This is a genomic window from Oleiphilus sp. HI0117 (assembly GCF_001635235.1).
Genome location: NZ_LWGA01000725.1, coordinates 1 through 6,093, shown reverse-complemented (window position 1 = coordinate 6,093; position 6,093 = coordinate 1). Strand labels below are relative to the sequence as shown.

Here is a 6,093-nt window from a genome sequence, read left to right as displayed (position 1 = left end):
GTGTATTCTCTAGCCCATCATTTAAGCTCATCGTATTGATGACAGGCGCTCGGTTAGTATTCTGTACGTTGAGACTAAAGCTTTGTGTGTCTTGCAGGATACCATCTGTTACCGATACCGTAATCGGATATTCTGCAGCTGCATAATAATCAGGTACCCACGACACAAGCCCCGTATTCGAATCAATTGACATCCCATCTGGGGAGTTAAGTAAATTGAAGGATAAGTCACTGCTATCAACATCAGTAGCAACTATTTGGTATTGATAGAGTTCACTTTCTATCGCTGACAACATTGGGGTTGATGCAATAACGGGTACATCATTAACCGCCATAATGGACAAATTAATAGTCGCCGGAACTGATGTTGCTTCGCCATCATTCACTGAGAAGGTAAAGCTATCATTCCCACCATAGTTTTCATTAGGTAAATAAATCAGATTAGGAACGGAACCAGACAGGGTTCCGTTCGATACTGAAGACACGATTGAGTAAGATAAGCTATCACCGTCTTCATCAGTCCCTGAAAGAGTAATATTGACTAAGGTATCTTCATTAGTAACGATTTCTTGTGCAATTGAGACCGGTGGGCGATTGAAGTTAAGGGTCATCAAATTGTATTCATGCCTTATTACGGCACTATTACCGTCAGCTATATCAACCGCTACAGCATGAACCCCTTCATCAGCATAGCTTGGTAGCCATGTAATTAAACCTGACTCACTATTGATATGCATTCCTTGTGGGCCAGTAGCCAATGAGAATACTAGACTATCTCCATCAGGGTCTACAGCCTCAACATCATAGGTATAAAGCACACTTTCCTGACCGCTAATTGGCTCCACTGAAGCAATCTGAGGTTCTCTATTAGTGTTAGTAACATTTAAAGTGAAGCTCTGGTTTACAACAAAGTTTGTATCTGTCACAGATATCGTAAAGGCATGCTCTCCTGAGTCATCATAGGAAGGGGTCCATATTAAAATACCCGTATCCAAGTCGACTACTGTACCGACCGGGCCATTAATAAGGGAATATTGTAGATGATCACCATCAGCATCCGATGCCTCAATCTGATAGCTGTAAGCAACCGACTCAAACGCTCCTAGCTCTGGTGTCGATGTTATTTCGGGTGCAACGTTGACAGGTGTAGTCTCTTCGACGTTAAGCGTAAATAACTGAACTGCTTCCGTTTGGCCATCACTGACAGTAATTTCTATATTAACTGCCCCAACATATTGAGAGCCTGGCAACCACGAGACTAACCCCGAGTCAGCATCGATTTGAATTTCAGGTACGGAGGAACTCAAACTATATGAAAGGATGTCCCCATCAGCATCTATAGCAAGTACTTGATAGCTATAGTGCTCGCCTTCAGCTGCTAGCGTTAAGGGTTCAGACACTATAACTGGCGATTCATTCTGCCCTGCAGAGTAGTTGTAAGCACCAATATCCCATGCGTCACTACGCACGGAATTATCATGATCATAATTGAACGGAAAAGCCGCTGTGCTGAGGTTTGTTCCTCTGTCGAGCGCAACAATATCGTGAGCACTGAGTGAGTAAGGTGATACTGGATGATTAGAAAACTCGACAGTTTTATTTCTGTTGCTCGCTCCCGAGGCGGTATCATCTGAACTTATATTGTGGCTATGTTGAAAGCCGCTCCAGCTATGCCAACGGTTAAAGTCAATCGTGTTGTTTACAGCGATATTATTAAATACAGCGCCTGACAATTCGTACCACTTGATACCTGTACGATTTCCAACAACGGTATTGTTGTATAGGTAAGTCTGATAATACGCAAATATTCCATAGGCACCTGAGCCAGAAAATCCGGTGACAACATTATTTCGTACCACGTGAACATTATGTTTATTGACTGCTTTAAACCCATATGAAGACTCTGCATTACTCATTTGGCCTTCGATCTTAAGATTTTCAATAGTAACAACTGAGTCTTTGGATTGGCGGTAACTAAAAATACCATAGGTTGCTACGTAGCCATTATCTCGTACAACAAGCTTACCGCCTTTGCCTCGCAGCGTAACGTATTCACTTGTGATATCCACCGCATGAAAGTAACTCTTTGGTGCTGACACATCTAAGACATAACCTTCCTCAAGAACAATTGTAAGCGCTGTATAACGGTCTGTATAAATACTAGAAATTCTTGGAGCAACAGTGTCTGGCAACCCCGTAGATGCTTTGGTCCGAATAATGTGGGGTTGAGTTGAGATACCTCTTATTGAAGCAAGAGCTGCCTCCAGGTTATTGAAGTCAGCGCCAGAATCTACATCAGTATCTACAATTATTTCTTTTACGATATTGCTAATTGACGGCAGAGTCCCTTGGGAGACTTCCTGAAAGTCGTCAACACCGTCACTGTCTGAGTCGCTGTTAAGAGGTGATGAGCCGTTAAGGTATTCTTCTTTATTACTTAGCCCGTCGCTATCCAGATCAATGTTTGCGTCATTTACGGTGGTGTCGAGTTGGTAATTCGCCTCCCATCGATCAGGCATCCCATCATTATCAGAATCTATTGAGCCAGAGTGGAGCGTATAAGCACCTATATCCCATGCGCCTGCTCTCAAGAGTGAGTTGTGATCTGTATTGAAAGGGTAAGAAGCTTGTGATAACTCCATTCCCTGGTCGAAAGCAACGAGATCAAGCGGGTGCAGTGAATAGTCGTCTACTAAGGGATCAAGAAATTTTACTGATAAGTTGTTGTGGTCTTCGTTTGGCCCTGTACTATCCGATGCAATATTATGTGAGGATGTAAGCCCAGACCAATTCTGCCATACATAGTAGTCAGTATACGCATTCCACGTAGATATGTTATTGTAGAACTCGCCTGTACTATTATCCCATCGAAGGCCTGTGGTGTTCTTTATCACGGTATTATTGTAAACATACCCTTCCCCATTAAGTTTGACACCATACGCACCCTCGCCAATGAACCCATAAATTACGTTGTTCTTTAGCACATGCTTAGTATTCTTAGCCCTTGCCCAAATACCGAAATTAGTTCGATAGCCCGAACTAACTCCCTCGATAATCATATTACTAATTGTGATCAACGAATCGGCAGTTTCTTTTTCACCACTAGAAACCCCTACCGCCAAATTATAGCCATTATTTCGAACGACTATCTTTCCACCTTCTCCAAGCAAATTGACATAGTCACTTCTAATATCAACCGCGTATTGATTATCCTTTGTAGCCGTATGGTCAAGAATATAACCAGCTTCAAATATGATAGTGAGCGGCGAATCAGTCGTCGTCTCAATATCATCAATTCTTACCTTCATAGTATCTGGTAGGCCTGATGATGCTCTGACACGAATCGTTAGTGGGGCAGAGAGCGTTCCAGTCTCCCCTAAAATAGCTTCTGATAGGCTCGAATAATCTGCTCCCTGAGTTATGTCAGTATCAACAATGATAGTTCGAGTATTTGCCGACAAGCTTGCTGATAAAAGAAGAAAAATCACCAACAGTAAACAACGTAAGTTATTTAATACACTGTAACTATCTCGCTGAGCTGAACTCACTTCATACTGAGAACATGCATAACTACACGGAGACATAGACATCACTGAAATCCTTTATCGGTTTATATTGAGAGCTGGAAGATGAAGTACGAAGGTATCTTGGGCAATAAGGCACAGTCCACGAAGGAAGACATGTGTTACGAAAATAAACCCTAGAAACGGGGAAGCTATGGCATGGAATAGCCAAAAATAGGTTTGAAGAGCTGCTAGGCTTTCTCTTTCATCCAAGTCCATTTGCATCGCAGCAACAATCCTTTGTTAAATACACTCCATGGCCGCTAACGCTGCCTTCCCTCTAACGTTAACGAATATGTACAAAAATTAACATAAGAAAAAGCACTAAACAAGTACCGCCGTGGGATGTCCATAAGAATTTAATTATTGTGCGCTATCTTTAATGTAATAACTTCAAGAGGTGCATGTTAAAAGTAACGCTAGATAATAATAAAAATAGGAACAAATAGTTGAGCTTCAGAGTCTGATAGAACTCGAAAGCAAACATTGGATAAACAAAGCACATTAATCTGTTCGGCCATTTGAGCTCGCATATGCGACCGTAGTTTGTCCAAAACGGACAAACTACGGTATCAATAACACATTAAACCTACTCCATATTGAACCTTATAAGACTTGATATTTTTCACTCAGGCCATATATTCGCAGGTAACACCACACGCGAGATAAACCAAAATGATGAGAATATTTTTATTCCTAGCCACAAACTTATCCGTTGTATTAGTCGCTAGCTTTACGCTTAGCCTACTCGGGGTTGGCAGTTATATGACTGCACAGGGTTTGGACTACAATAACCTCCTTATCTTCTGCCTGATATTTGGTATGGCAGGCTCAGTCGTCTCCTTGCTGATGTCAAAATTCATGGCAAAACGCAGTATGAGAGTTCAAGTGATTGAAGAGCCACAAAACGCTGACCAAAAATGGCTCTATACGACGGTGCAGGAACTCGCTCATAAAGCCAATATCGGTATGCCTGAGGTTGGCGTATTTAACAGTGCACAAGCTAATGCTTTCGCAACCGGCTGGAATAAACATAACGCCTTAGTCGCGGTAAGCACAGGCTTACTCAATAAAATGAGCCGTGAGGAAGTTAAGGCTGTACTTGGGCATGAAATCGGGCACGTCGCAAATGGAGATATGATCACCCTCACCCTTATCCAAGGAGTCGTGAATGCATTCGTTATGTTCTTTGCGCGTATTATCGGTAGCTTCGTTGATAGAGCGGTATTCAAAAATGATAATGGTCATGGCATGGGCTTTTTTATCGCCACTTTCATCGCAGAGATGATATTAGGTGTGCTCGCTAGTACGATTGTGTTCTGGTTTAGCCGCCGTAGAGAATATCGAGCAGATATAGCAGGAGCGGAGCTAGTCAACCCCGCAGCGATGGTCAGTGCCCTTGCACGCCTGCAGGCTGAATATGATAAGCCAAGTGAAATGCCTTCTGAAATGATAGCCTTTGGTATTAGCGGTGAACTTAAGAATTCCTTAGGCGGTTTGTTTATGAGTCACCCACCGCTAGACAAACGTATCGAAGCACTTCGACAGCGTTATAGCGCTTAGGCCCTAAATTAGCTAGTTCGAAAGCTTTATTTTCGAACTAGCTCTAAAGCCCGATACCAAGCAGACTGTCCGGGAAGCACCTTAAACATTTGGCAGCGCTTAACCCTCAAGTTTGCTTGTTTCGCATAAAGTGTATAGTCGTAGATTTTGTGAATCGGGTTTTTCGCTATTAAATGAAATGCGAATAGAGCTGAGTAATAGTAAAGCCGCTGACATAGCCTTTGCACTAGGTTTCCACTGACCGGAGCAAAGTCCGCAACCATTAGGCTGCCACCCGGTTTAAGCTGCAAGCTTAGATGATTTAGCATTTCGATCATCAATGGGTGAGCGAAGACATTCAAAAAGTAATTCGCTACCACATAGTCATAATAGCTGTCCTTAAGGTGCTTAAATGCATCACCCAGGACAAGCACGACGCGATCGTTCAAGCTTAATCTCTCTAGCTTACATTCAATACGCTTTAGCATTTTAGGTGAAAGTTCAACGACAGTAATCTCGGCACCTTTTTGCGCAGCAAGTACCACATCTTCACCGCTTCCCGCCCCCACAAACAGTAATTTATCACCGGGCTTTATGTCACGCAGCTGCCAACGCTTACTCGCAATGATCTTACCACCACTATATAAATGCACGGCCTTTTCGTAGAACCTAGCCGTTCTGTCATAACGACCTCTCACAAAAGAATTATCTTCAGACATCACTAAAAAACCTGTATTGCTTTTAAGGTAGCAATGGTTGCTTTAGGCAACGAGATCCCCGGAGGAATACATTGGAACCAGTGTTCACTCTGTGCTCGATATCGAGTTTTATGGTAAGCAAGTGCTTGAAACGCATATAGAAAACTTCCATAGCGATACATTAATTGTTGCAAGTAGCGTAATGAAGCAATCTCATGTGGAAAGCTCTGAAGCTCGTGCAAGGGTGCTAAGCCCAGTGACAAACGAGCAACACCTTCTTTCTGAAAAACC

Annotated in this window: 4 protein-coding genes; 1 reads left to right on the top strand and 3 read right to left on the bottom strand. The window is 42.7% G+C overall.

The genetic code is table 11. The features are described 5' to 3' along the window. The coding region (locus A3757_RS10915) for a tandem-95 repeat protein (RefSeq protein ID WP_156506280.1) at positions 1–3,589 on the bottom strand (3,589 nt) is incomplete at its 3' end. A 648-nt stretch (positions 3,590–4,237) separates the two neighbouring features. Here A3757_RS10915 and htpX point away from each other — a divergent pair. Continuing rightward, complete coding sequence (gene htpX, locus A3757_RS10905; protein ID WP_197470002.1) at positions 4,238–5,125, top strand: protease HtpX; 888 nt, start codon at positions 4,238–4,240, stop codon at positions 5,123–5,125. A 26-nt stretch (positions 5,126–5,151) separates the two neighbouring features. Here htpX and A3757_RS10900 read toward each other — a convergent pair whose 3' ends face one another. Together A3757_RS10900 and A3757_RS10895 are read right to left on the bottom strand one after the other, a co-directional pair. Further along, complete coding sequence (locus tag A3757_RS10900; protein WP_082870201.1) at positions 5,152–5,823, bottom strand: class I SAM-dependent methyltransferase; 672 nt, start codon at positions 5,821–5,823, stop codon at positions 5,152–5,154. A 2-nt stretch (positions 5,824–5,825) separates the two neighbouring features. Further along, positions 5,826–6,093 (bottom strand): phosphatidylglycerol lysyltransferase domain-containing protein (locus tag A3757_RS10895; RefSeq protein WP_156506279.1); only part of this gene is annotated, 268 nt, incomplete at its 5' end.

Coding starts and splice junctions, on each gene's coding strand:
- htpX (WP_197470002.1), top strand. CDS start 4,238: ATGATGAGAATATTTTTATTCCTAGCCACAAACTTATCCGTTGTATTA.
- A3757_RS10900 (WP_082870201.1), bottom strand. CDS start 5,823: ATGTCTGAAGATAATTCTTTTGTGAGAGGTCGTTATGACAGAACGGCT.